At 68.9% G+C, this 22,216-nt stretch carries 18 protein-coding genes; 8 read left to right on the forward strand and 10 right to left on the reverse strand.

Features of this window, described 5'->3' with window-relative positions:
- Positions 1-90 precede the first annotated feature (90 nt).
- Both ABTW72_RS26295 and ABTW72_RS26300 read left to right on the forward strand, forming a co-directional pair.
- Complete coding sequence (locus ABTW72_RS26295) at positions 91-399, forward strand: hypothetical protein (RefSeq protein WP_350862839.1); 309 nt, start codon at positions 91-93, stop codon at positions 397-399.
- Positions 400-3,051 carry a DUF4132 domain-containing protein gene (locus ABTW72_RS26300; RefSeq protein ID WP_350862842.1) on the forward strand — a complete coding sequence of 884 codons (2,652 nt, stop codon included), beginning with the start codon at positions 400-402 and terminating at the stop codon, positions 3,049-3,051.
- Between the two features lie 277 nt (positions 3,052-3,328).
- Here ABTW72_RS26300 and ABTW72_RS26305 read toward each other — a convergent pair whose 3' ends face one another.
- From ABTW72_RS26305 to ABTW72_RS26320, 4 genes are all read right to left on the reverse strand, one after another.
- Positions 3,329-3,745 (reverse strand): hypothetical protein, encoded by a 417-nt coding sequence (locus tag ABTW72_RS26305; protein WP_350862844.1) that lies wholly within the window; start codon positions 3,743-3,745, stop codon positions 3,329-3,331.
- A gap of 437 nt (positions 3,746-4,182) precedes the next feature.
- On the reverse strand, positions 4,183-4,527 hold the full coding sequence (locus ABTW72_RS26310; RefSeq protein WP_091393433.1) for a YnfA family protein: 345 nt from the start codon (positions 4,525-4,527) through the stop codon (positions 4,183-4,185).
- A gap of 132 nt (positions 4,528-4,659) precedes the next feature.
- Entirely contained in the window at positions 4,660-5,088 is a 429-nt protein-coding gene (locus ABTW72_RS26315) for a MerR family transcriptional regulator (protein WP_350862849.1), read from the reverse strand.
- Positions 5,085-5,417, reverse strand: a complete 333-nt coding sequence (locus ABTW72_RS26320) for a hypothetical protein (RefSeq protein WP_350862852.1) — start codon at positions 5,415-5,417, stop codon at positions 5,085-5,087. The genes ABTW72_RS26315 and ABTW72_RS26320 overlap by 4 nt, the downstream gene beginning before the upstream one ends.
- Positions 5,418-5,645: 228 nt before the next feature.
- Here ABTW72_RS26320 and ABTW72_RS26325 point away from each other — a divergent pair, with 228 nt between their 5' ends.
- A complete protein-coding gene (locus ABTW72_RS26325) occupies positions 5,646-5,996 on the forward strand; it encodes a DoxX family protein (protein ID WP_350862855.1) in 351 nt (116 codons plus the stop codon).
- Positions 5,997-6,237: 241 nt separating this feature from the next.
- On the forward strand, positions 6,238-9,222 hold the full coding sequence (locus tag ABTW72_RS26330; protein ID WP_350862858.1) for a glycoside hydrolase family 3 protein: 2,985 nt from the start codon (positions 6,238-6,240) through the stop codon (positions 9,220-9,222).
- A 50-nt stretch (positions 9,223-9,272) separates the two neighbouring features.
- Here the strand turns inward: ABTW72_RS26330 and ABTW72_RS26340 are convergent, their stop codons facing one another.
- From ABTW72_RS26340 to ABTW72_RS26350, 3 genes are read right to left on the reverse strand one after another with little or no spacing between them, the layout of a single operon-like run.
- Positions 9,273-11,381: a CotH kinase family protein gene (locus ABTW72_RS26340; RefSeq protein ID WP_502892249.1), complete on the reverse strand. Its 2,109-nt coding sequence runs from the start codon at positions 11,379-11,381 to the stop codon at positions 9,273-9,275.
- Positions 11,378-12,199: a polyphosphate polymerase domain-containing protein gene (locus ABTW72_RS26345; RefSeq protein WP_350862861.1), complete on the reverse strand. Its 822-nt coding sequence runs from the start codon at positions 12,197-12,199 to the stop codon at positions 11,378-11,380. Before ABTW72_RS26345 ends, ABTW72_RS26340 begins: the two co-directional genes overlap by 4 nt.
- On the reverse strand, positions 12,196-12,798 hold the full coding sequence (locus ABTW72_RS26350; protein ID WP_350862864.1) for a DUF4956 domain-containing protein: 603 nt from the start codon (positions 12,796-12,798) through the stop codon (positions 12,196-12,198). Before ABTW72_RS26350 ends, ABTW72_RS26345 begins: the two co-directional genes overlap by 4 nt.
- A 1,186-nt stretch (positions 12,799-13,984) precedes the next feature.
- Here ABTW72_RS26350 and ABTW72_RS26355 point away from each other — a divergent pair.
- Positions 13,985-16,660 carry an RICIN domain-containing protein gene (locus ABTW72_RS26355; RefSeq protein WP_350862867.1) on the forward strand — a complete coding sequence of 892 codons (2,676 nt, stop codon included), beginning with the start codon at positions 13,985-13,987 and terminating at the stop codon, positions 16,658-16,660.
- Between the two features lie 127 nt (positions 16,661-16,787).
- Here ABTW72_RS26355 and ABTW72_RS26360 read toward each other — a convergent pair whose 3' ends face one another.
- Positions 16,788-17,090, reverse strand: a complete 303-nt coding sequence (locus ABTW72_RS26360) for an amphi-Trp domain-containing protein (protein WP_350862870.1) — start codon at positions 17,088-17,090, stop codon at positions 16,788-16,790.
- A gap of 153 nt (positions 17,091-17,243) precedes the next feature.
- Between ABTW72_RS26360 and ABTW72_RS26365 the strand changes: the two genes are divergently transcribed.
- The gene (locus ABTW72_RS26365; protein WP_350862872.1) at positions 17,244-17,540 is read left to right on the forward strand and encodes a DUF6582 domain-containing protein; all 297 of its coding nucleotides are present in this window, start codon (positions 17,244-17,246) and stop codon (positions 17,538-17,540) included.
- A 65-nt stretch (positions 17,541-17,605) separates the two neighbouring features.
- The gene (locus ABTW72_RS26370) at positions 17,606-18,820 is read left to right on the forward strand and encodes an FUSC family protein (protein WP_350862875.1); all 1,215 of its coding nucleotides are present in this window, start codon (positions 17,606-17,608) and stop codon (positions 18,818-18,820) included.
- A gap of 66 nt (positions 18,821-18,886) precedes the next feature.
- On the opposite strand, the gene ABTW72_RS26375 is transcribed toward ABTW72_RS26370, so the two are convergent.
- Entirely contained in the window at positions 18,887-19,312 is a 426-nt protein-coding gene (locus ABTW72_RS26375; protein WP_350862877.1) for a VOC family protein, read from the reverse strand.
- A 165-nt stretch (positions 19,313-19,477) separates the two neighbouring features.
- Between ABTW72_RS26375 and ABTW72_RS26380 the strand changes: the two genes are divergently transcribed.
- Positions 19,478-21,307, forward strand: coding sequence for a glycoside hydrolase family 15 protein (locus ABTW72_RS26380; RefSeq protein ID WP_350862880.1), 1,830 nt, complete (start codon positions 19,478-19,480; stop codon positions 21,305-21,307).
- Between the two features lie 9 nt (positions 21,308-21,316).
- Here the strand turns inward: ABTW72_RS26380 and ABTW72_RS26385 are convergent, their stop codons facing one another.
- Positions 21,317-22,156, reverse strand: coding sequence for a DUF72 domain-containing protein (locus ABTW72_RS26385; RefSeq protein WP_502892248.1), 840 nt, complete (start codon positions 22,154-22,156; stop codon positions 21,317-21,319).
- Positions 22,157-22,216: the final 60 nt, after the last annotated feature.

The following is a 22,216-nucleotide window of genomic DNA, read 5'->3' on the forward strand; positions in this document are numbered from 1 at the left end:
GCCCCTCCCACGCGGCGCTGCCACGGCCAACGGCGCTCCGCCGCACCTTCGCGGGACGCCGTGTCGGAGGGCTGCGCTACCTTCTTCGCCATGCCCATGATCACGATCGCCGATGAAGTGACAGGCGCCCCGAAGGGACCTGAGTGGACCTTGGAGGTCTTCGAGGAGTCGGTACGCCTCGGCGAGCTGATCCGGCGGCGAACATTCCTGGAGATCGCCGAGTCCGGCGCGGACGTCGATCCGGAGGAGCGGACGCTGGTGGCCCTCGACGCCTTCCGCCGCAACGGGTTCGTCGTGCTTGTCGACGACCGGCAGGTGACGGCCCTGGACGAGAAGGTCCGCCTGCACGCGGGGTCGCGGGTCACGTTCCTCAAGCTCGTGCCGCTGGTGGGTGGCTGAATGGACACGTACGACCCGGAGCTGGCACTGCGCGACGTGGTCAACACCGTCAGGGGATGGTGCGAGCGCCGGGGCCAGACCCTCAACGCCGTCGACGGTCAGGATTTCATCCGTCGGGTGGCCACGGTCTGTGGCTGGGCGCCGGCGGGCACGGGGCCCGCGCTGCTCGCCGCGCTCAACGATCCGGACGGGCCGTATGATCTCGCTCCGCCGCAGGTCGAGCTGCTGCCGGAGGCCACGCGGCAGGGCGAGTTGCTCGCCGCCGCGGTGGCGGATCTGGACGGCCGCGACGCGGACCACGATCGCCGTCGCGCCGCGGCGATGACGGTGGTCGAAGCCCTGCCAGGGCTGGCCTACCAGGCCGAGACGCTGTGGGATCGGGCCCGTCGCGAGGTGTGGGCCCGGGCAACGCAACTGCTGGCCGCGCAACCGGCGCCGGTCCGGCAGACGGTGTTCGACGCGTTGACGGTGCCGGGGGAGAACAGCGACGGGCGGGGCAAGCTGATCCGTGCCGTACGCTCCGGCGGCGGTATCGACGGCGCCGTCTGGCTCGATCGGCTGGGCGGTCAGGCCTGGCTGGGCTTCGGTTACTGGAGTTCGCAGCTCAAGACGTTTTCCTGGGAGTCCATCCAGGCGGCGGAGGCGGCTGGCCAGACGCATCCGGCGGCGCTGGCGACCTGGCGCCGGACACGGGTCGAGTATTCCTCGAGCGACACGACCGACGAGGCCGACCGGATGTGGCCGATCCCCAACGTCGGCGAGCCGTGGGCGGACCGGGCCATCGCGGACATCGAGGCGATGCCGGAGGACCGCCGGGCCGCGTGGCAGACGGTGCTGGCCCACTGCCCGGTCGGCGCGGACAAGGCGAAGCCGACGGCCGCCTGGCGCAGGACCGGCCAGCGTCTGCTCGACGGGGTAGGCGGCGACGAGTTCATCGAACGGCTCGACGACTGGCTCCCGCTTGTGGGTCAGGCGCGCACCCTGCCGCTCCGCATGACCACGTGTTGTCCTGACCACCTCACGGACGTGTCACCGCGGACGATCGACCGCTACAACGTGGGGCTGCTGTGGGGCCTGATCTGGCTGCGGACGATGCTGCCGTCGTCGGAGGAGACCCTGCGGAGCCTCGGCCAGATCGCGGAACGGGCCGCCCGCAAGATTCCCGGCCACGGTCCGGCCAGCCCGAAACTGGCTAACGTCGCGGTCGCAGCGCTCGTCGACACCGATCATCCCGCCGCCCTCGCGCAACTGGCCCGGCTCGCGTCGCGGCTGACCTACAAGAGCACCCTGCGCATCGTCGAGAAGGGTCTGACCCGGCACGCCGAAGTGCTCGGCGTCAGCCGCGAGGACGTCGAGGAGATGGCCCTGCCCGGCTTCGGCCTTCCACTCGCGGACAAGCTGGGCGAATGTTCTTACGAGCTGGAGGTGCGCGGCGTCGACGCCGTCCTGGTCTGGCGCAACGCGGACGGCAAGGTGGTCAAGGCCCCACCGGCGCAGGTGCGCAACGACCACGGCGACGAGCTGAAGGAGCTGAAGGCGACCGTCACGGACGTCGCGGCGACGCTGGTCGCCACCCGCGACCGCCTGGAAGGGCTGCTGCGGCGGGACCGGGCGTGGACCGTCGAGCAGTGGCGCGAGCGTTTTCTGGACCATCCACTGGCCCGGACCCTGGCCCGGCGTCTCATCTGGACCATCGACGGCGTGACCTGCTGCTGGGGTGGCGACGCCCTGCGGACCGTGGGCGACGCGGTCATCGAGCCGGCCGACAACGCCACGGTCCGGCTGTGGCACCCGGTCGACGACCCTACCGCGGTCCAGGCTTGGCGGGACTTCCTGACCCGGCACACCATCACCCAGCCGTTCAAGCAGGCGCATCGCGAGCAGTACCTGCTCACCGACGCGGAGCGGGCCACCGGCACGTACTCCAACCGGTTCGCCGCGCACATCGTGCGCCAGCACCGCCTCAACGCGCTGCTGTCCCGGCGTGGCTGGTCGTACGTCCAGCACCGCAACGACGGCGCCAGCTACGACCTGCCCTGGTTGGCCCTACCCGACTGGGGTCTACGGGCCCAGCTGAACGTCGCGGGGATCGAGGATCGGGACGACGCGGTGTTCGACACGATGGCGACCGACCAACTGTGGTTCGTCCGGGGTGAGCGCACCCCGGTGCCGCTGGAGGAGGTTCCGCCGGTCGTGCTGAGCGAGGTGATGCGCGACGTCGACCTGTTCGTGGCCGCAGCCGGCGTGGGCAGCGACCCGAACTGGTACGACGGTGGCCCCCAGGGCCGGTACCGCGACTACTGGTCGCGGAGCAGCTTCGGCGACCTCACCCCGACCGCCCGGACTCGTCGCGAGGTACTGGCCGAGCTGATTCCCCGGCTGGCGATCGCCAACCGGTGCACCGTCACCGACCGGTTCCTCGAAGTACGGGGTGACCTGCACACCTACCGCATCCACTGCGGCTCGGGCAACATCCTGATCGCCCCGGACGACCGGTACCTGTGCATCGTCCCTGCCTCGGCGAAAGCGAAGGAGCCGGAGATGTTCCTGCCCTTCGAGGGCGACAGCCGGCTCGGCGAAATCATCAGTAAGGCGTTGCTGTTGGCAGCCGACAAGAAGATCAAGGACCCGGTGATCCTGCACCAACTGTGAGGCACTGACGGAAGCCTGTCTGCGCACTTCTGATCAAGACCCTGACCTGGTGGTTAATGCCGGGTCGGGGTCTTTTTCGGGTACGCGGTCGAATTGTCGCGCGACGTCCCACCGGTCGGGCCGGAACTTGTCGACGAATCCGTACGCGCCGAGGGCGATGACACCTGCGGCGAGCCACCACAGCCCGCGGTGCTCGCGCCAGCGTCCTGCCCGGCGAAACGTCGGTGGCGCCCGGCCTGACGGCCGGCCGAGGCGAACGCCGGCCGGCCGTCCTGCGTCACGCCGCAGTGCCCCAGGTCGTTCGACACTTCTCGTCGGAGCCGTTCGCGCCGTTGCGCTCGCATGCTTCGACATAGACTCTCGTGCCCGGAAGCAGTCTGACGTAGTAAGGCTCGGAGCAGGTGCCGCTGCCGTTCGCCGCGTGGAGCGTGACCTTGGCGTTCACGGGCTCCCACCAAATGCGGCCAATGGTACGGCGACCGTCCGCTGCGCCCTCGTCGCAGGCTCTGAACGCCGAATCAATCCCGGAGTTGGTGTAGATGGCGAAGCCGTTTCCGGCGGAGTACGGGTCGGCCGAATACACGACCACGGGGTACCCGGCCAAAGCGGTGCTCGGGGTGGCCACGAGCCCGGTGGCCGCGAGCACCAACGCCATCAGCGTGGCACCGAACCAGCGTGAACTCTTGCGGATCATCGGCAATCTCCTACCGTCGAGAAACGACCGGTGTGGTCGTCACGATCGATGATGGGCGCGATCCGTCTATGAATGGCAGACGTGCGGACAGTTCCGAACAGGTCCGAACACTCCGAACACCTCCGGTGCACCGGTTGATCAGGACGGTGGGGCACGGCGGACTCCGACCAAGGGTCCTGATCGACGAGGGCTTTACCCTCGTCTGCGTGCGCGTCAATCCGGCTCTCCACGATCGCACCCTCGCATCGTGCAGAAGCCGGTTACCTGAGCAGGGACGCGAGATAACCGTTCTCGGCATCGAGTAGGTCCCCGAGCAGTGGCACGGGCGCTAGCCCTCGACACGTTCCTCGGCCCTGCCGAGGGCGAGCCAGATGTCACGGTCGCGGAGCTGGTCGAGAGCCGCGGCATGCAACCTCAGGCCACCGGCTTCGTGGCGCTCAGGAGCCGCCTGCCGAACGTGGCGCGTACATGATCAGGGCGACGCCGATCAGGCAGATGCCGGCGCCGATGACGTCCCACCGGTCGGGTCGGAACTTGTCGACGATCACGCCCCAGGCGAGGGATCCGGCCACGAACACGCCGCCGTAGGCGGCGAGGATGCGCCCGAAGTTCGGGTCGGGCTGGAAGGTGGCGACGAATCCGTACGCGCCGAGGGCGATGACTCCGGCGGCGATCCACCACAGGCCGCGGTGCTCGCGCCAGCCCTGCCAGATCAGCCACGCCCCGCCGATCTCGAACAGGGCGGCGACGACGAACAGCAGGACAGAGCGGACGACGGTCATCCGTGGACCGTACCGATGTGTGCGCAGCCCCCGATCATGCCGGTGATCAGGTCGAGCATTCGCAGCCGTTCCCGCCGCGGTGGGAGCGGCGAATCGCCCACCGCCAGGCACCGCCGGCTGAGGCGGCGCGGGTCACCGCGATGCCAGCATCCGGGTGGGGAAGGGGATGGGGCAGCACGGCTGGCCGGCGCATTCGACGAGGTCGTCGCAGCCGGTCTCCACAGCGGCGGCCAGTGTGCCGGCGATGACCTGCAAATCAGCGATCTTCGCCTCGACCTCCGCGAGCTTTGCCTGGGCTCGGACCCGTAGGCCGCCGCCGGGGTGGCGACCGTGACGGTGCTGGCCCGCGTCGAGGAGTTCGGCGACCTCGTCGAGGGTGAAGCCGAGCCGCTGCGCCGCTTTGATCACCCTCAGCACGGTGACCGTTTCGGCTGGGTAGAGGCGGTGCCCACCCAGGCTCCGGTCTGGTTCGGCGAGCAGTCCACGACGTTCGTAGTAGCGCAGCGTCTGCGGGTTCACCCCGGCTGCGGCGGCGACCTGGCCGCTGCGCAATCCGCTCACGAATTCATCCCAGCGGCGGCTCGCAGCGCGAGCGCGTCGAGGACATCGACGTGCGCGGCCGGCACCTGCACGTCAAGGCGCAGCGTGCCGGTGCCGGCGGCGAGAGCGAACGAGAAGAACGAGCAGCAGGAGCTTTCCCGGCCGATCAGGTCCCGTGCGGTCGCCTCGGCGGTCGGGTCGAGACGCCAGCGCAGTTCGGTGGGGGACAGCCGCTGCTGCGCCAGCAGGGCGGCGGCGAACAGGTCGTCGAATTCGGCCAGCCGCAGCGGCCGTTGTCCGCGCGGCAAGGTGCACGACTCGGGCACCCACGCCTGGGGGTCAGTGGTCATACCGACGACGGTAGGGGTGTACCTGAGTACCGGATGCAAGCCCGACGCTCAGCAGGCGTGCCGGCCGGTCACCACAGCTCAACGGGCCTACTCCCCGGTGGGCGTCTACAACACGTCCAAGCTCGCCAACGCCATCTTCGGCTACGAGCTGATCGCTGGGCATCCAGCGGCCGTCACATTCCGCCGCGCCAGATCGTCCAGGGGGCGAGCAAACACAACGGAGGACACATGTTCGCTGCCTATGTCACGGTCACCATTCTGGCGTCGATCTTCACCGGCGTCGCCGCCGTCACCTACCTGATCGGCCACGAGTATCCAAAGGCTCAGGCGGACATGAAGCGCGTGCCGCGGTCGTGGGTACCGCGGTTGGGCATGGCGCTGGCGGCAGGCTCGTTGGGGCTGCTGGCCGGATTCGCCGTACCGCTGCTGGGCACCCTCGCCGCCGCCGGGCTGGTGCTGTATTTCATCGGCGCACTCATCGCGCACCTGCGCGTCGGCTCGCGCCAACTGGTGGGCCCGGCCGTATTCTTCGTCACCGTGGCGGCCGCACTGACAGTGAACGTGCTCTACCACTGGTGAACCGCCAGCTCCGACGTGAGAAGCGCCGTGGGCGTCGGTATCGATGGCGATCCGGCATTGCCTTGTCATAGGCGTGCATCTATAGTTCGCGGATCACAACAATCATGGCCGTGGTGACGCGGCCGGGTCGTCGAAGCGCTTCGACGATTCGTCGTTCAGGCCCGTCAGCCGGGTGTCGAGCCTGGTCACGCCGGCCTCGGCGCCCCGCTGGGCGTCTGTCGTACGACATGAGGAGAACCGCATGCGGAACTGGCGCCTACGGCGCGGAATCACCGCGCTCGCGCTCGCCCTGCTAGCCCTACCGGCCGTTCCCGGCACCGCGCTCGCCGAACCCACCTACCCGTTCCGAGATCCCCACCTACCCGTGAACGTCCGGGTCGACGACCTGCTCGGCCGCCTCACCCAGGACGAGAAGATCTCCTGGCTGCACCAGTACCAGCCGGCCATTCCCCGGCTGGGCATCGGCCTGTTCAAGACCGGCACCGAGGCGTTGCACGGGGTGGCCTGGTCCACCGACATCGACAACAACGGCGCGGTGGTCAAGGCCCGCGGCACCGTCTTCCCGCAGCCGGTGGGCATGGCGAGCACCTGGAACACCGACCTGATCCGGCAGGTCGGATCGGCCGTCGGCGACGAGGCGCGCGGCTACCACGCGCAGAACCCCCGGGTCTGGGGGCTCAACCTCTGGGCCCCGGTGGTCAACCTGCTGCGCGACCCCCGGTGGGGCCGCAACGAGGAGGGCTACTCCGAGGACCCGCTGCTCACCGGGGCCATTTCGACCGCGTACGGGTCGGGAATGACCGGCGGTGACCCCAACCATCTGAAGAGCGCGCCGACCCTCAAGCACTACCTGGCCTACAACAACGAGGTCCGACGCGACGTGACCTCCTCGAACGTGCCGCCTCGGGTGCTCAACGAGTACGACCGCGCCGCCTTCAAACCGGCCATCGCCGCCGACGCGGCGACCGGGATGATGGCCGCGTACAACCTGGTCAACGGCCGCCCGGCCACAGTGGACCCGGACCTGGCCACGGTGGTACGCGACTGGACCGACCAGCCGTTGATGAACGTCACGGACGCCTGGGCGCCGAACAACCTCGTCGGCTCCCAGGGGTACTACCCGACCCAGGCCGAGGGGAACGCCGCGATCATCAAGGCCGGCCTCAACAGCTTCATCACCGACGACACCAACGCGCAGCCCACCATCACCGCCATCAAGCAGGCTCTCGCCACCGGCCTGCTCAGCGAGGCGGACATCGACGCCCGGATCCGCGAGATCCTGAACATCCGGTTCCGGTTGGGTGAGTTCGACCCGGGCGGCGGCCGGTACGGCGGCATCACCCCGGACGTCATCAACAGCCCCGAACACCAGCGACTGGCCCGGCAGGCCGCCGGCGAGGCGATGGTGCTGCTGAAGAACGAGCGGCGGGCGCTACCGCTGGACCCGGCCCGGACCCGCAAGGTGGCGGTGCTCGGCCCGCTGGCCGACACCCTCTACTCGGACTGGTACGGCGGCGACCTGCCGTACCAGGTCACGGCGCTCGACGGCATCCGCGAACGGCTGGGCAGCTCGGCCAGTGTGAGCGGGCTCGACGGGGCGGACCGGATCGCGCTGAAGGACGTGTCGACCGGCCGGTACGTCTCGGCCACCGGCACCACCGACGCCGACCGCGTCCTCGGGACCGGCGCCACCCCGGCGCTCGTCGCCCAGTTCGACGTGGTCGACTGGGGACAGGACGTGGTGACGTTGCGCAACGCCGCCAACGGCCGTTACCTCGGCTACAACTGGGGGCCGTTCCTCACCCGCGACGAGCAGCCGAACGGTTGGTACGTCCAGCAGCAGTTCAAGCTGGAGCCGCAGGCCGACGGAACAGTGGTGCTGCGCTACGTCGGCTACGAGACCAAGGAGAGCTGGTTCGGCGCCGACACGTACGTGACCATCGGTGACGACGGCGCCCTCAAGCTCGGCGCATCGACCCCGGCCGCCGCGACCCACTTCAGTCGCGAGGTGATCAGCAGCGGAATCGACCGGGCCGTGGCGGCAGCCAAGGCCGCCGACACCGCCGTGCTGGTGGTCGGCAGCAACCCGTTCATCAACGGCCGCGAGGCACACGACCGGACCTCGACGGCGCTGAGCGCCGGCCAGGAGGCGCTGGTCAAGGCCGTGGCCGCTGCCAACCCGCGGACCGTGCTCGTGCTCCAGACCAGCTACCCGGTCACCATCCGATGGGAGCAGGAGCACGTACCGGCCATCGTCTGGACCACCCATGCGGGCGCGGAGACCGGCCACGCCATCGCCGACGTCCTCTTCGGCGACCGCAACCCGTCCGGCCGGCTCACCCAGACCTGGTACCGCTCGGACTCGCAACTACCGCCGGACCTGCTGGAGTACGACATCATCTCGTCCGGGCAGACCTACCTGTACAGCCGCGCGAAGCCGCTCTACCCGTTCGGCCACGGGCTGTCGTACACCCGGTTCCGGTACGGCCAGCTGCGTGCCGGTGCCCAGTCGGTCGCGGCCGACGGCACCATCACGGCCAGTGTCGACGTGACAAACGTCGGCAGCCGGGCGGGGACCGAGGTCGTTCAGCTCTACACCCACCAGCGCACCTCGCGGGACACCACCCCGATCCGCCAGCTCAAGGCGTTCCAGCAGGTGAAACTCGCGCCCGGGCAGACCCGTACGGTGACCTTGCGCCTGCCCGCCGCCGACCTGGCGCACTGGGACGTCACCCGCAGTCGGTGGGTCGTCGAGTCGTCCGTCCACGACCTGATGGTCGGGGCGTCCGTCGAGGACATCCGGGCCCGCGCCGCGGTCCGGGTCCGCGGTGAGACCATCCCGGCCCGCGACCTGTCCCGGCCCACCAGGGCGGAGACCTTCGACAGGTACGCGGGCGTCCGGCTCGTCGACGAGACGAAACCCAGCGGTACGGCGGTCGGTGCCACCGCCGCCGGTCAGTGGATCTCCTTCGACGGTTCCGCGCTGCGAGCCGACGCGCGCACCTTCACCGCGAAGGTCGCCAAGGCCGGTGCGGGCGTCGGCACGATCCAGATCCGGATGGGGTCGCCCACCGGCCGGCTGCTCGGCACGGCCACCGTGCCCAGCACCGGCGACGACTACCGGTACGTCAGCACCAGCACCGAGCTGGCCCGGGCCGTCGGCACCCGCAACGTGTACCTGGTGTTCGACTCCCCGCTGCGGCTGGCGGAATTCTCCATCAGATGACCGGAGCCCGGGCCGGGTCGATCGTCGACCCGGCCCGGGCCGTTGGTTGGTCAGCTCGCCGTGCAGGTCAGCGCCGGCGTACTGGGCGTGCCGCTCGACGAGCCGAGGAACCCGAACGCGGTGCTCGCGCCGGCGCCCAGTGCCCCGTTGTAGGCGACGTTGCGGGCGGTGACCGCCGACCCCTGGCTCGTGACTGTCGCGTTCCAGGCCTGGGCGACGCTCTGGCCACCGGCGAAGGTCCACGTGACGGTCCAGTTGCTGATCGCCGAGGTTCCCGCCGTGACCCGTACCTCGCCCTGGAAGCCGCCGGTCCACTGGCTGGTCACCGCGTACGTCGCGGTGCAGCCGGCCGCCGGCGGTGGCGTGGTGGGCGGTGGCGTGGTGGGCGGCGGGGTGGTGGGCGGTGGCGTGGTGGGCGGGGTGGTGACGGAACCACCCCAGCCGGCGGTGGAGTCCAGCCAGGCGGCGCGTCGCAGCATCCAGTCCCGCATGACCTGGACCTGCCCCTGCCAGGTGGGCGAGGTCGGGGTGCGGAAGAAGCTGACCGTCGGTGCCGTCAGGTTGGGCCAGCGTTGGAAGTTGCGCTGGGCCGCGTTGGTCAGCGGGGTCGCGAGAGCATTGATCCGGGTCTGGAGCGCGGCGTCGGAGAGCAGGCCCCGTCGCAGCGTCTGCCAGCGCGATCGGGCCTGGTTGACGAACGCGGGGTCGCGCAGCAACTGGGCGAACCAGTCGTTGGCCGACGGCTGCCGGGTCTGCTGGTGCTGCCAGCCCGACACCTGGTCGTTGGCGAAGAATCCACCGACGCCGAAGCTGAGGTCGAAGTCCCACAGCGGACCGGCGAAGATCTTGCTGTCCCGGTCCTTGTAGAAGTGCGAGCTGCGGACGTAGGCGTCCATCTCCCGGCTCAGCTCGTTGACGATCATGAGGTCGATGAAGGAGTCGACGTCGATGTACTTGCGGTATCCGGTGGTCGGGTCGGCGAAGTTCGACGAGTGCAGCACGTCGTTGAACTCCTGGAGGTGACCGCGCAGCCAGTCCCGTTGCTGCGGTTGCAGGGGCGACGGGTCGGCGACCTCGAGGTAGTTCCAGCAGGTGGCCGCCGGCCCGGTGCACGGCAACGTCGGCTCCTCGGCCGCCATCCACTCGAATTTCCAGATGTACCCGCCCTGGATCTTCGGCAGGGTCACGTCGTCGGAGTCCAACTGCTTGAGGTCGAGGCGGTCCTTGGAGTTCTTGATCGTCTCCATGAACATGTAGACGCCCATGTAGTCGCTGGCACCCACCGGTGCGGCGTCCGTGTTGAGGTAGAACTCGGCGAACGCGTAGCGCGGGGCGGGCAGCCCCATCTCTCGCCCGAGGTCGTAGACGAGCGCCTCACGGATCAGCGCCTTGTCGGGGAATGGGCCGCGCAACACCCAGTCGGAGTCGGCGGGCATGCCCAGCACCGGATAGTCGGCGTCGTCGTTCTCGTTGTCCCAGAACTCGACGCGGAACGGGGTCTTCTCGAACGTCGCCGACGAGTTGCCGCGCAGCCGGAATCCGGCTCGGGTGCTGAGCGTCGGGGCGGCCGCCAATGATGTGGTGCCGCCGCCCGTCGGTTCGAAGATCATGGTGGTGGCGTCGAAGTATTCACGGTCTGGCCGGCCGGCACCGTACGAGTCGATCAGTACCACTGGCAGGTCGTGGGCGGTGGTGACGTTCTGGGCGGCGTACATGGCGGTGCCGGGCGCACCCGTCGGGGTCTGGCCGACGAACGCCTGTGCCCGCAACTGGGTGGTGCGGGTGAAGCGCAGTGCCGAGCCGGAATAGAGCGACGACTGGGCGGTGGGCGGCTGCCCGTTGGTGGTGTAGCGGATCTGCGCACCGCTGACCGTGCTGCTCAGCGTCACCGCCACCTCCCCCTGGAAGGTGCCGCTGGGCACCGAGAAGGTGATGTCGCCGACCAGGTCGTCCGCCGCGGCCGCTGTGGCCGCGGCGTCGGCGGCCGGGATGCCGGCGGGAAGTTCGGTGACCGGTTGAGCGGCTCGGGCAGCGGCGACGGGTTCGGCGCCGGCCGGTGGCGAAGACACCACGAGGAGGCCTGCGACGAACACGGCGGTGGCGGCGATCCCGGCGGCACGAAGGGCCGCCACCGGGAGACCGGTGTTGCGGGTGGTCATGCGCACGATGCCTCCTGTTCTGATCGGGTGGGAACGGGCAACTCCAGGAGCGCCGAGGACGGGTCGGCGCGGAAATGGCGGCGTAGCGTCCGACGCCACGGCACATCGGGAAGGTCCAGGCGGAGAGCCGCGAGACCGGTGGCGTACTTCGAGATGCGTACGGGCCGGGTCCCGCGCTGCCACAGCGCACGGTCGACCAGCGAAGGGGCCGAGCTGGTCTTGGTCTCGACCACGGCGATGCCGGGCAGTCGCAGGGTTTTGTCACCGTCCTGCCAGGTGAGCCCGGTGTCGATGGTGACCCGGCTCGCGGTCGCGGGCAGCAGCAGCGTGGAGCGACGGTAGCTGGTGACCAGCACCGGCTCGAGCGGGCTGCCGTTGAGATTGGACAGGATCAACTCCCGGTCGAGCACATCGTCGACGAACCCGCGCCCGGACCGGACGGTGCGGCGGTCCTCGGCGAGATACGGCAGTCGGTGTTTGGTGACCCGTCCGCGTGCGCCGCTGACCTTCACTTCCAGCCAGCACTGGGCGGAGTCGAGGTAGGTCCGGGTCCGCACCTTGAAGCGCCTGCGCCGCCGGTACGCGGCGCAGTGGTAGCTGGCCAGGCAGGGCGTGTCGAAGTACACGGACTCGTACCGGAAGCTGCGCTCACCGTCGATGTCCAGCACCCGGGCGTACGGGGTGAGCTGGTCCAGCAGATGCGGCAACTCGTCCACCGCGATGACGTACTTGCGGTCCACCCTGCACTGCAGCGCCGCCCGGTCGATCACCTCGGCGAGTGCGATCGGCGCCAGCGTCGCCAGCGGTGGCGCGCTCATCGGAGCGCTCCGGCCCGTACCGACCTGCTGGTGCCGGCCGCCGCGCTGCGCCGGGCGACCGAGTATCGGACGTCGACCACTGTGGTCTCGTTGACCATGTCGAGCCGCTGGACGATGGCGTTGTGCACCCGGGCGTTGAGCAGTTGCTCAAGCTGGGCGACGAGAGCGACGTGATCGGTGACGGCGGAGTCGAGCACCATGATCTGGTGCCGGTAGTGGCGGAGCAGCCGTCGGTGATCGCCGACGAACATCACCGCGACGATGAGTGCCATCAGGCCTCCGCTGAGCCAGACCGAGGTGGTGCTGAGTGCGCCGAGAATGCCCAGTGCGAGAGCGGAGAAGTAGTACGCGACCTCGTGCTGGTCGAGCTCCGTCGACCGGAGTCGGATGATGGAGAGCACTCCGAACAGCGCCAGCCCCAGCCCGAGCCCGGCCCCGACGTCACTGGCGCTCAGCGCGCTCGCCACTGCGAGGACGCCGACGTTGACCCCCAGATAGGCGACGACCAGGTCGCGCCGGCGGTGCCGGGGGAAGTAGAGCCCGAAGACGAGCAGCGCCACCGCGCAGATGTCGATCGCGAACAGGACGAGCTGCGACATCGCTGGGGTTCCTCCTGGTTCACCCCGGAGCGAACCGACGCCAGGCCGCCGTCGCTGCGTGGCGACCTGCGGAAGGTGGCCGGACCTCCAGGCTACTTTTCGGTAAACTTTCGGTATTTCGTTGGTGACTGTAAGCAGAACATTAACGTAAGTCAATGTGTGATCGGTGCGCACATGCAGGTCCCTGGGCCGGCTGGCGGGGGTGCGGTGTGCCTGACGTGGGCAGCCCTGGGGTGCCGCCTCGGCTCGTGAGGCCGCCGAAACTTTCGGAGCCTTTCGGGTCTCGCGGGATCGGTTCCTGGGGCGGGTTGATCGTCGGTCCGGCCCGGGTGGCCGCTGAGCCTCTCGTGTCCGCCGTGCACGGGGTTCGGTGACTGCGGCGCCTTTGGAGCTGATGCCGCAAACGAATCAGGCGAGGGGATCCGTGGCGGCGGTGTCGCGACGAACTGCGCGGACGAATCGTGCGGCCAAACCGCCCGGCGGTGGTGTCGCGGGGATGGCGCGCGGGGGAGCGCCTGGCGGTGGTGTCGCGGGGATGGCGCGCGGGGAGCGCCTGGCGGTGGTGTCGCGGGGATGGCGCGCGCGGGACCGCCTGGCGGTGGTGTCGCAAGGGATCGCGCGCAGGGGCCGTGTGGGGGGCGTTGTCGTGGGGGCGGTTCGAGGGGGCCGGCTATTGGTGATGTCGTAGACGATTCAGCTCCAAAGGAAGGCCGAAGTGCCAGCGCCCCCTGGTCTGGCGCCCTCTGCCTGGTGGCCCGGGGCGTCCTGATTGCTCGCGACGTTCAGTGCGACACGCTGCGGGGCAGAGGCCCACGCCGCCGTTCAGCTGCCGACCGCCGAGGTGCGTGCGAGCAGTCCGGCCTCGGACGACGATCCCGTGTCGTCGCTGCGGATTCGTCGGACGACGTAACAAGGGGTGCGCGGCCGGCATGGTTGATCTGCCCGATCCGGGGGCATATCTGCATAGACGCCCTCCAATTGCCAGTTGCATTGGTCAGACGTGTGACCTACGCTCCCAGTAAGAATTTCGGGGCGGTTAACAAAGAGTGCGGTCGGGGCGACGGAAGTCCCCGCCGGCCCTTAGTGGCGTCGCTGTTCCGTACTCGTCGCTCGATACGCACTTGGGGCATCACATCGACGACCAGTGAGAGGAACGGACGTGAAGTCAGCCATATCCACCGCTCGAATGTCAGTGTTGGCGGTGGCGGCGCTTGTCGCCGCCACACTGCCGGCAGTGCTGACAAACCAACTGCCGGCCTCGGCCGCAGTCCAGGCGACCTACTATGTCGCTCCGGACGGTAACGACGCCAATCCGGGCACCCTGCAGTCGCCATTCCGGACTCTGCAACGTGCCCGGGACGTCGTTCGTACGGTGAACACGAACATGACCGGCGACGTGAACGTCTACCTGCGTGGTGGAACCTATCCGGTGAGCAGCACTGTCGAATTCGGGCCGAGCGACTCCGGCACCAACGGATTCCGGGTCAGCTACACGGCCTACCCCAATGAGAAGCCGGTCCTTGACGGCGGCGTCCCGGTGACCGGGTGGAGCCAGCACAGCGGCAACATCTGGAAGGCACCGCTCGACCGCGCCAACAAGCTGCGGGCGCTCTACGTCAATGACAAGCGCGCGTACATGGCGTCGAAGACGATCAGTTCGGCGGGCTGTTACGGGACGTACAACATCACGGCCAACCAGGCCTCCTGGGCCTGGGAGTCAGGCTCGCAGTGCGACGGCGCAAAGTACAGCCTGAACGACTTCCCGGCCGTCGCCAACAATCAGGACGACATCGAGATCGAGACCGGAACGACCTGGACCACGGCCATCGTGGGCGTCCGCCAGGTGACCACGAGTTCCGACGGCGCCAACCGGGTGGCCCTCTTCCAGCAACCGGGTGCGGCCATCGCGCAGGGCGCGTTCAACGGCAACGCCCAGGTTGGTGGAACCCACAAGGTGATGAACGCCTACGAGTTCCTGGACGCCCCGGGCGAGTTCTACTTCGACAAGACCAGCCGGACGCTCTACTACTACAAGGCCAGTGCCGAGAACATGTCGACCGCGACGGTCTACGCGCCGAACAACGTGACCACGGTGTTGCGGGTGGCCGGCACCTCGACGAGCAGCCACGCGCGCAACATCACCTTCTCCGGCCTCACGGTGCAGCACTCCGACTGGAACCTGGTCAACGTCGCCGGATCGTCCTTCAAGCAGGCGCAGCAGGGCAATCTCAGCGCGAACGTGTACGCCAAGGGGAACTTCCACGTCTACCACTACCGCAACGTCGACGTGACCCCCGGCATCATCCACATGCAGAACGCCGACGGGATCCTCCTGCAACGCAACCGCGTCCAGCACACCGGCGCCGACGGAATCAACATGATCAATGATGTGCAGAGCACCCAGTTGATCGGAAACCACACCAACGACATCGCCGGATCTGCCATCACCGTCGGTCATCCCCAGCACGTCTACATCGGCGACGGCACGTCGACCAACCGCGAGAAGTACTCCGCGTCGGTCGAGGGGCTACCGAAGAACATCGACATCAAGAACAACTACCTCTACGACAGCGCTGTCCTGTTCAACGGGCACAGCCCCATCTCCGCGTACTTCGCCGACACCCTCACCATCCAGCGCAACCGGATCGAGAAGACCCCGTGGTCGGGCATCACGCTCGGTTGGGGCTGGTGGAACTTCGACGGATCGTCGGGCTCGATCGTGCCGAACCGACCGACCACCACGGCGAGAAACAACACCATCAGCTACAACCACATCATCGACACGGTGCAACGCCTCAGCGACACGGCTCCCATCTACACGCTCGGGAGCCAGCCCGGGACCACCATCACCAACAACTACCTCCAAGGCGTTCCGTCAGGCCACAAGTACGGACTGCACCCGGATGAGGGCTCGGCGTTCATCACGTTCCGCGACAACGTCCTGAGTATCGACAAGAACGTCACCTGGATGATCAACTCGGACGATTTCGGGCGGAAGCACGATCTGAGCATCACGCAGATCTACGGCCCGATCAACAAGGTCTCGAACAAGAATCTGCCGAACAGCACGGTCGCCGACATCCTCGTCTCATCCGACTACGTCTGGCCCGCAGCGGCGTACGGCATCGCCGCGAATTCCGGCCTTGAGGACGCGTACCGGGACATCATTCCGGCGAGCAATTTCTCCGCGCCGAACTATGTGTTGCCGGCCAGCACCTTCGTCACCAGTGCCACCGCGTCGATCCCGATCCGGAGCATCGGCGACGCCACCAGGTCGGTCTGGTTGGCTCCGTACGGCACGACCACCTTCACCGCCGGGGCGACGATGACCAGGGCCGCCGGCACCGCCACGTCCATCACCGTGCCGGCCACGCAGGGCGAGTACCGGCTGTACGTCGTCGACGCACAGGGCAACCGGTCGGCCGAGTCGACCTCGATCGTCCGGCAGCAGCAGGGTGGTGGCAGCGGTACGGGGAGCGGACAACTCGTGGGTGGCCAGTCCGGCCGCTGTGTCGAAGTGCCCAACTCCTCGACCACCAACGGCACTCAGACCCAGCTCTGGGACTGCTCCACCGGCACGAACCAGCGGTGGACCCACACCACCAGCAAGCAGTTGACCGTGTACGGCAACAAGTGCCTGGACGCCTCCGGGGCGGGCACTGCCAACGGCACCGCGGTCATCATCTGGGACTGCCACGGTGGGCTCAACCAGCAGTGGAACGTCAACACCAACGGCACCGTGACGAACGCCCAGTCGGGGCTCTGCCTCGATGCCAATGGCGCTGCCACGGCCAACGGCACCAAGCTCATCCTCTGGTCCTGCAACGGCGGCACGAACCAGCGGTGGACGCTGCGGAGCTGACCCGACCAGACCCCCGGGGCCAGGCCGACACGGGCCTGGCCCCGGCTACTTGTGACAGCCGTAGTTGTCGCAGGTCCGGCGTCCCTGGACGCAGCTCCTGGTGCGCCCGTTCATGGTTTTGACGTCGCTAGGAGCCGGCGTGCGGCGTGGTGTCGGTCGGCTCGGCGGCCTCGTCGTCCTTCGAGGGCTCCTCCTCGTCCACCACCTTGACGCGCGCGGGCTCGGTCCAGGAGAACTCGATCTCGACGGACACCTCCGTCTCGCTCTCTCGCTCGATTTCCAGCTCGCACCGCACCGTGTCCGCGACCGTCACCGCGCCCGCCGCGCCGTAGAAGAGACGCCCGTCAGACTCCAGCTGGTTCGCCAGTTGGCGCAGCCAGGCGGCCAGGTCGGAGCGTGACACCGTACGGGAGTCCTCATAGATATCCATGCCGGCCATGCTCGCACTCCACAATGGACGGCGTGTGCAGGGCTTCGGCCTCGACCCGAGGCACCGGCATGATATGGATCTTGCCGGTGGCGGTGGTTGGGAAAATGTCGGCTTCGGAGGTGCTGCCGGACAGCGTGTGGGTAATGCTGGGCGATGAAATCCACCTGGAAGCCCCACGAGAAGCACGGTGGCCTGTCGGACAAGGACAAGCGCGAGCTGCCGGAGACCGTCTTCGCGTTCCCCGGCAAACGCAAGGAACCGATGACCGATGCCAGTCACGTCCGCAATGCCATCGCCCGGTTCGACCAGGTGCAGGGCGTCACCGACAAGGACCGGGACCTGGCCTTCCAGAACATCCTCGCCGCCGCCAAGCACTACGGCGTCGACGTCGCCGAGACGAACTGGCGCCAACTCGGGAAACTCCCGCACACCCCGAATCCCGCCCACTGACGGGACGCCCGCACGATTCGGCTCGCTCACCGGATAGTTTCGCCTCCGTTGGGTAAGCGGCGCGGATGCCCGCCAAGCAGGAGCCGGCAGCTGACAACGACCCGCATCCGCACGGGGTGTCCCGGGTCGATCGAACGCGGGCCGGCCTGCGCGAGCGGGTACGGCACGGGTTGCTCTCCCGCGCGTGGCGGTTCCGCCTCTACGGGCTGCTCGCCGTGCAGGCCGGCGTCGCGGCGACGATCGCCTGGTTCGTGGGGTACCAGTTCCTGGACAATCCCGCCCCGGTCCTCGCGCCCACCACCGCTGTCGGCATCGTGGCCGCCTCGATGGGCACACGCCTGCGCCGTACCATCGAGCTGCTGGCCGGGGTCGTTCTCGGGCTCGCCGTCGGTGACGCGCTCATGCCACTGTTCGGCATCGGTGCCTGGCAGACCGGCCTGGTCGTCGTACTGGCGATCATCGTCGCCATCCTGCTCAAGGGCGGTGGCTCCCTGCTCACCCAGGCCGGTGGCACCGCGGTGCTCATCGCCACCCTGGAACCGCCCGTGCGTGACCTGTCCGTTCCCCGCTTCGTCGATGCCGCGGTCGGCGGACTGGTCGGGTTGGCGGTCGGTCTGCTGGTGGTGCCCATCCACCCGCAGCGGACCGTGCGGCGTCTGGCCGAACCCGTCCTCGACCCGGCCATGACCGCCATGCACGATCTGGCGGCGGCCCTGCGCCTTCGGGATCTTGACGGCGCCGAGCGGAGCCTGGGCGCGTTACGCGGCCTCGGCTCCCGGCTGACCGCGCTGGACGAGGGGCTCGGCGCCGCACAGGAGGTGGTGCGACTGGCGCCGCTGCGCTGGCGGGAGCGCCCATCCCTGGCCTACTACACGGGTGCCGTCCGACATATGGAACGCACCCTGTACAGCTTGCGCGCGATCGCGAGGAGGCTCACCAAGGCCCTGCGGGACGGCGAACCGATGCCGGAGGAGTTGGCCGGGGCCATCGACCTGCTGGCCGACAGCGTGCAGACGCTGCGCTGCGCGATTCGCGCGCGGGCTGAGCCGCAACAGGCGCGCCAGCAGATCCTGACCGCCATCGAGTTGGTCGGAAAGGCGCAGGGGCCCGCCGCCTCGGATCCCACCCGCCCGCACACGCACCGGCTGGGCTACTCGGGCATGATCGCCGCGGGTGACTTCCGCACGTCGGCACACGACCTGCTGATGGCCAGCGGGCTGAACGCCGACGAAGCGGCAGCGCTGGTGCGGCGGACGGTGGACCGGGACGAGTGGGACTGAGCCGCCCCGGCGCCTCCGCCGCTGTCGCTGAGCCGGCCGCCGTCGGAAATCCCGAGCGCGCCCCCGTCAGGTCGCCTTCAGCGAGGCGAGGACGTCGAGGTAGTGCGGGTTCTTCATGACCCCCAGCACGTTGCCGAACGGGTCGACCACCGCCGCGGTGATGAACCCCTCGTCCCCGTGCGGGGTGATCGGCTGGTACTCCGTGGCACCCATCGCCAGCAGCCGCCCGACTGTCGCGTCGAGGTCGTCGACGCACCAGTGCATGATCACGCCGCCGGGCTCGGTCGCCGCGCCGGCCGGTGCGTACCTGCGGTCGATGATGCCCAGCTCGGCCTGATAGTCGCCGATGCGGAACTCGGTGTAGGCCGGGCGTCCGTCGGGGCCGGGGCGCACGAAGTACGCCTCGACGCCGAGAAAGTCCGCGTACCAGGCTGTGGCCGCTTCGACGTCGTCGGCCCAGATGTTCAGGGTGGCGAATCCTCGCAGGCTCATCAGGTGTCCTCTCGTCGATGCCGTTGGTGTCGACGCTATCGACGATTGCGGAAGGTTTGCTTCCGCAATGAGCGATGGGTCTCGACCGTGTCGAGCCGTGGACCGCATTTTTCGTCGGTTCCCGGGTAGTCGCCGCCATTGCCAGTACGAGTGGCGGGGGACGGCGTGGACAGCTACCCGGCAGTCGAGGACCACGGTCTGATCGGAGATCTGCAGACCGCGGCACTGATCAGCACGGACGGTACTGTCGACTGGTTCTGCGCGCCCCGCTTCGACTCGCCGAGTGTCTTCGGCGCGCTGCTGGACCGCCGCAACGGTGGCCACTTCCAGCTCTCGCCCGACGGCGTCGACTACACGAGCAAGCAGCTCTACCTGCCCGGTACGCCGGTCCTGATCACCCGCTTCCACAGCGCCGACGGTGTCGGTGAGCTGTTGGACTTCATGCCGGTCACGGGTGCGGAGGCCACCGAACGGCACCGGTTGATCCGGCTGGTGCGGATGGTCCGGGGGAGCATGCGGTTCCGCTTCCACTGCCACCCACGGTTCAACTACGGGCGCGATCCGTACGAGCTGGAGGTGCACCCCGAGGGCGACGTCTTCCGGAGCCCGACGATGACCCTCACCCTCGCCGCCTTCAAGAACTCGCTGCGCCAGTTCGGCACGAGGGACGTCCGCCGCGACGCCAACGGCGTGTCCGCGTCGTTCACCCTGCACGCCGGCGACATCGGCGGGGTGGTCCTGGAGACCGCCTGTCCACACGCGCCCCGAGCACTCACCACCGACGAGGCGTGCGATCTGCTCGCCGAGACCCGCGACTACTGGCGGCGGTGGGTGGGCGGTTCCCGCTACAAGGGCCGCTGGCGGGAGATGGTCGAGCGGTCGGCGATGACCCTCAAGCTGATGACGTACGCACCAACCGGCGCCTTGGTCGCCGCGCCCACCGCCGGGTTGCCCGAGCAGATCGGCGGGCAGCGGAACTGGGACTACCGCTACACCTGGATCCGGGACGCGTCCTTCTCCGTGCACGCGCTGCTGCGCCTGGGCTTCACCGACGAGGCCAGGAAGTATCTGCTCTGGCTGGACGCGCGCATCCGTGAGGCACGGGACGGCAACCTGCCCCTGCAGATCATGTACCGCATCGACGGCTCACCGGACCTCCCCGAGGAGGTGCTGGGTCACCTGGAGGGATACCGCGGCTCCGCCCCGGTGCGGATCGGCAACGGCGCCGCGGGCCAACTCCAACTCGACATCTACGGCGAGGCGCTCATCTCGTTGGAGCTCGCGGACCGCAACGGGCTGATCGCGCCGTACGAGGGGTGGCGCAAGACGGCCGGCTTGATGGACTGGCTCTGTGCGCACTGGGACCAGCCCGAGGACGGCATCTGGGAGACCCGTTCCGGCCGGCAGGACTTCACCTACGGTCGGGTGTTGTCCTGGGTCGCGCTGGACCGGGCGATCCGTATCGCGCGACGCCGGGGCCGACCCGGCGACATCGCCCGCTGGTCCGCCGAACGTGACGCCATCTACGAGCAGGTGATGACTCGTGGGTTCAGCCAGGACCGTCGCGCGTTCGTGCAGCACTACGGGTCCGACATCCTGGACGCGTCGCTGTTGGCGATGCCGGGGCTGAACTTCATCTCGCCGACCGACCCGATGTGGGAGTCGACGTTGCGGGCGATGGACACCGGCCTGGTCTCCGACAGCCTGGTCTACCGCTACGACCCGACGGCCTCGCCGGACGGTCTCGCCGGCACCGAGGGCACCTTCAACATGTGCACCTTCTGGTACGTGCAGGCGCTCGCCCTGGCCGGCCGGATCGACGACGCCCGGTTGACCTTCGAGAAGATGCTCACCTACAGCAACCCGCTCGGCCTCTACTCCGAGGAGATCGCGCCGACCGGTGAGCAGATCGGCAACTTCCCGCAGGCGTTCAGTCACCTTTCGCTGATCAGCACGGCGGCCCACCTCGACGACCTGCTCGACCAGCAGGGGTGATCGGACCGGTCAGAACAGCGTCAGCGGCTCGACCGGGATCGGTTCGGGCAACGCGTCGAGCCCGGGTACGCGTGCTCGTACCTCGTCGTGGAACCGGCGGGCGAGCGCCGGCGCGTCGGCGTTGTCCGGGGTGTGGATGAACATCGTCGGCGAGCGCCCCTCGCGAAGCCAGGTGACTGTCACGTCGACCCACCGCTGCCACCCATCGACCGTGCGCGTCGGGTCGTCGCGACCGAGGTAGCGGACGATCGGCCGGTCGGTCAGCGCGAGGGACCGGAGCGGCACGCGGGGCTTCCTGGTCCAGGCGTCCCGCTCCGCGTCACTGGTCGGCGGGCTCGCGAAGAAGGCGGTCGTGTCGAAGGGGATCCACTCGGCGCGGGCGGCGGCGAGGGTCGCCCCAAGCAGTCGGGCCGCGCGGGCGTCGGTGAAGAACGCGGGATGGCGGACCTCCACGGCGTACCGGTGGGACGGCGGAAGCTGCTCCAGGAAACGGCCCAGGGCCGGGACGTCGGCGGGCGCGAACGAGCCGGGCAGTTGGATCCAGAGGGCGTGGGCGCGCGGGCCGAGCGGTTCGATGGCGTCCAGGAAGGCGCGCAGCGGTTCGTCGACGTTGGTGAGCCGGCGTTCGTGTGTGATGACCTTGGGAAGTTTGAGAACGAACCGGAACTCGGGACCCGTCTGGGCGGCCCAGGCGGCCACTGTGTCCCGGGCCGGGGTCGCGTAGAACGTGGTGTTGCCCTCCACGGCGTCGCACCAACTGGCGTAGTGCCGCAAGCGCTCGGTGGGCGGCAGCCGGTGGCCCGGCCACGACCGGTGACTCCACATCGCGCACCCCACGTGCAGACGCATGACCGCCCTTCCCGCCGGTGACCGCGCTCGACCGGAGCCCACCGTATACGGGCCGCCGGA

The sequence above is a fragment of the Micromonospora sp. NPDC127501 genome (assembly GCF_040302185.1).
Taxonomy (GTDB): Bacteria; Actinomycetota; Actinomycetes; order Mycobacteriales; family Micromonosporaceae; genus Micromonospora.

Coding starts and splice junctions, on each gene's coding strand:
- ABTW72_RS26355 (WP_350862867.1), top strand. CDS start 13,985: ATGTCAGTGTTGGCGGTGGCGGCGCTTGTCGCCGCCACACTGCCGGCA.
- ABTW72_RS26295 (WP_350862839.1), top strand. CDS start 91: ATGCCCATGATCACGATCGCCGATGAAGTGACAGGCGCCCCGAAGGGA.
- ABTW72_RS26305 (WP_350862844.1), bottom strand. CDS start 3,745: ATGATCCGCAAGAGTTCACGCTGGTTCGGTGCCACGCTGATGGCGTTG.
- ABTW72_RS26370 (WP_350862875.1), top strand. CDS start 17,606: ATGCCCGCCAAGCAGGAGCCGGCAGCTGACAACGACCCGCATCCGCAC.
- ABTW72_RS26330 (WP_350862858.1), top strand. CDS start 6,238: ATGCGGAACTGGCGCCTACGGCGCGGAATCACCGCGCTCGCGCTCGCC.
- ABTW72_RS26300 (WP_350862842.1), top strand. CDS start 400: ATGGACACGTACGACCCGGAGCTGGCACTGCGCGACGTGGTCAACACC.
- ABTW72_RS26325 (WP_350862855.1), top strand. CDS start 5,646: ATGTTCGCTGCCTATGTCACGGTCACCATTCTGGCGTCGATCTTCACC.
- ABTW72_RS26360 (WP_350862870.1), bottom strand. CDS start 17,090: ATGGATATCTATGAGGACTCCCGTACGGTGTCACGCTCCGACCTGGCC.
- ABTW72_RS26385 (WP_502892248.1), bottom strand. CDS start 22,156: ATGCGTCTGCACGTGGGGTGCGCGATGTGGAGTCACCGGTCGTGGCCG.
- ABTW72_RS26365 (WP_350862872.1), top strand. CDS start 17,244: ATGAAATCCACCTGGAAGCCCCACGAGAAGCACGGTGGCCTGTCGGAC.
- ABTW72_RS26375 (WP_350862877.1), bottom strand. CDS start 19,312: ATGAGCCTGCGAGGATTCGCCACCCTGAACATCTGGGCCGACGACGTC.
- ABTW72_RS26320 (WP_350862852.1), bottom strand. CDS start 5,417: ATGACCACTGACCCCCAGGCGTGGGTGCCCGAGTCGTGCACCTTGCCG.
- ABTW72_RS26345 (WP_350862861.1), bottom strand. CDS start 12,199: ATGAGCGCGCCACCGCTGGCGACGCTGGCGCCGATCGCACTCGCCGAG.
- ABTW72_RS26310 (WP_091393433.1), bottom strand. CDS start 4,527: ATGACCGTCGTCCGCTCTGTCCTGCTGTTCGTCGTCGCCGCCCTGTTC.
- ABTW72_RS26350 (WP_350862864.1), bottom strand. CDS start 12,798: ATGTCGCAGCTCGTCCTGTTCGCGATCGACATCTGCGCGGTGGCGCTG.
- ABTW72_RS26340 (WP_502892249.1), bottom strand. CDS start 11,381: ATGACCACCCGCAACACCGGTCTCCCGGTGGCGGCCCTTCGTGCCGCC.